General features: G+C 32.8%; 4 protein-coding genes. 1 reads left to right on the top strand and 3 read right to left on the bottom strand.

The genetic code is table 11. The features are described 5' to 3' along the window. The 3 genes from ACIQ2I_RS08850 to ACIQ2I_RS08840 form a co-directional block, all read right to left on the bottom strand. Positions 1 to 704, bottom strand: a 704-nt coding sequence (locus ACIQ2I_RS08850; RefSeq protein ID WP_396182047.1) for an aldehyde dehydrogenase family protein, incomplete at its 3' end; no start/stop codon positions are given. 99 nt (positions 705 to 803) lie between these two features. Then, the gene (locus tag ACIQ2I_RS08845; protein ID WP_396182046.1) at positions 804 to 1,337 is read right to left on the bottom strand and encodes a 3-hydroxyanthranilate 3,4-dioxygenase; all 534 of its coding nucleotides are present in this window, start codon (positions 1,335 to 1,337) and stop codon (positions 804 to 806) included. Between the two features lie 68 nt (positions 1,338 to 1,405). Further along, positions 1,406 to 2,500 (bottom strand): endonuclease/exonuclease/phosphatase family protein, encoded by a 1,095-nt coding sequence (locus ACIQ2I_RS08840; protein ID WP_396182045.1) that lies wholly within the window; start codon positions 2,498 to 2,500, stop codon positions 1,406 to 1,408. Between the two features lie 135 nt (positions 2,501 to 2,635). On the opposite strand from ACIQ2I_RS08840, the gene ACIQ2I_RS08835 reads away from it, so the two are divergent. Next, positions 2,636 to 2,899: carboxypeptidase-like regulatory domain-containing protein (locus ACIQ2I_RS08835; protein ID WP_396182044.1), on the top strand; the 264-nt coding region annotated here is incomplete at its 3' end.

Genomic DNA, 2,899 nt, shown 5'->3' with positions numbered 1-2,899 from the left:
GTCATCATTTCGCCCACTTTGTAATCGCCATTAATGATACAAGAAATTCCTTCTGGTAATTCATTTGCTTTTAAGATATCAGCAATAATATTCTGACATGCGATAGAACATAAAGGTGCTTTTTCCGAAGCTTTCCAAACACAAACGTCACCACAAATCCATGCCAATGCCGTATTCCAAGCCCAAACCGCTACTGGAAAGTTAAAAGCAGAAATAATTCCTACTACACCAATTGAATGCCATTGTTCTCTCATTACGTGCCCAGGACGCTCAGACGGAATGGTTTGTCCGTTCAATTGTCGAGATAAACCTACAGCGAAATCGCAAATATCAATCATTTCTTGTACTTCACCGTATCCTTCTTGTAAGGATTTCCCCATTTCATAGGAAACTAATTTACCAAGCGGTTCTTTTAATTCTCTTAATTTATTTCCAAATTGTCTAACAATTTCGCCACGTTGCGGTGCTGGCATAGCACGAAACGATTTGAATGCGGCAGTAGCACTTTGCATTACTTTTTCGTAATCTGCAGCTGTGGTTGTTTTAACTTTACCAATTAATTGTCCATCAACTGGCGAATAACTTTCAATAATTTCTCCAGATGAAAAACTGTTAGAACCCGATGAGGTTCCGTCATTAATTTCTTTTATTCCAAGGGCTTGCAAGGCTTCAGGCATTCCAAATTGTGAGGCTATTGTTGACATTTTTAACTTTTTTAAATGATTTTGTTATAATTATACAAAGGTAATTAATTGATTTTAACTTTTAGAATATAGAATAAAGAGAATAGAATAAAAAACTATTTATTTTACAAATTTCGGATTGCTTTCCATTACAGTTCCGCATTTGTTGCACGTTCTTTTTTCTACTGAAGAATAAAAATCAGTAAAATGGGAAAGAAAATCATTTTCAATATTATTCAATTCAAAATATACTTCGTGAAGTTTGTGATTGCAAGTGTCGCAAAACCATAGCAATCCGTCTTTTACATCTAAATGATTTCGTTTTTTTTCAATTACTAAACCAATAGAATTTTCTGTTCTGCTTGGCGAATGAGGTACTTTTGCGGGTAATAAAAACATATCTCCGGCAGAAAGATTCATCCCTTTTTTTTCGCCATTTTCCTGAATGTAAACGGTAATTTCACCTTCTAATTGATAAAATAATTCTTCGGTTTCGTTATAATGATAATCTTTTCTCGCATTAGGCCCAGCCACAATCATTACAATATAATCGCCAGAATCTATATATAAATTTTTATTTGCAACCGGTGGAACCAGAAGATGTCTGTTTTCTGCTATCCATTTATTTAAGTTGAACGGTTTTGTAATTGACATAAAAAGAATTTTAAAAGGTAAAGTTACAAAATAAAAAAAGGCACTTTAAATGTACCTTCAATTATTTTTTATTTTTTTGCTTCTTTTATCAGGTAAATATAGGATGGAAAATGATCCGAATATCCAGGTCCAACCGAAGTATTTCGTAATGCATATCCTTTATATTGTCCGGTTTGCTGAATCATAAAAGGCGCATTATACACCCCAGCTTTCCAATACCTCCAAGAAGAATAATCCTTTCTTAATAAGGTTTCAGAAATGATAATTTGATCGAAAAAATCCCAAGAATCTCTAAAAGCTAAGGTTCCGATTCCTTTATTCATTAATTTTTCTGCGGGATTGTATAGCCCTAAGGGTTGTACTTCTTTTTCATCTCCTTTTGCTCCTAAAACTTGTTTGATACTTTTATTAAATGGTCCGTCATTTAAATCGCCCATGGTAAAAATTTTCGCATTTGGATTAATTATTTGTAACGAATCGATAATTTTTTTGTTTAATGCGGCAGCAGCTTCACGGAGCGGACTACTTCTTTTTTCGCCACCTCTTCTTGAAGGCCAATGGCTTACAATAAAATGCATTTCTTCACCGTCTAATAAACCTGTCATAAGTATTTGATCTCGGGTATAAATTCGATTGGTCTTTATATCTACCACATTATCATCGGTATCTTCGACTTTTTCTTTGTCTTTTGCTTTTTTATCGGTTTCATCTTCTGTAACGATAAGTGCATAATTTTTATAACTCGTTGGTTGAAAATGCCCTTTTTGGTACAAAAATCCGGTATCAATTCCTCGTCTATCTGGCGAATCAAAGTGAATTACCGAATAGCCTTTAGCAGCTAAAAGGGGTTGCTTACATAGGTCTTCTAACACTTGTCTGTTTTCAATTTCGGCAACTCCTAAAATCACTGGAGAATTCTTTTGGTCGGCGCTTGTTCCAAGTTGAGAAATTACTCGTTCTAATTTTTGAAGTTTATCTTTATAATTTTCAGGCGTATAAATAAAATCTTCATCATTTATATTAGGATCATTTATTGTGTCAAATAAATTTTCCAAGTTGTAGAAAGCGATAGTGTTTACAAGATAAGTTTTTTTCTCTTGTGAAAAACCAGTTGAAATTAATAAAAGCAGCGCTAAAGCTGGGAATATAGATTTGATGTTCATTTTCAAGGTTAAGTTATAATTAAATATAGTTCTAAAATAGAAGTCAAAGGTAAATAATTTAATTTATTTTTTTACCTTTGTTAGCTTTTTAGTTTGTTACTAAATTGTTTGTAAGTTATTAATTAATAATAAAGTATGAAAAAACTTGTATTAAGTCTTTTGTTTTTGTTTCAAGCTATTTTTGTAATGGCTCAAAATCAATCAACTGTAAAAGGGAAAGTAGTTGATTCCAAATCGCAAAGCCCATTGGGTAGCGTTAAAGTAATGATTCCGTCTAATGAACAATTTGTAACTACCAATAGTTTGGGAGAATTTCAAATTAGTGGTATTTCAGATGGAAACCAAATTTTGGTAATTTCCGTGGATGGCTACAACACGCAAAATTTTGCAATTGAAGTC

The organism is Flavobacterium sp. (genome assembly GCF_044368995.1).
Taxonomy (GTDB): Bacteria; Bacteroidota; Bacteroidia; order Flavobacteriales; family Flavobacteriaceae; genus Flavobacterium.
This window is presented reverse-complemented; position numbering and strand designations above follow the sequence as displayed.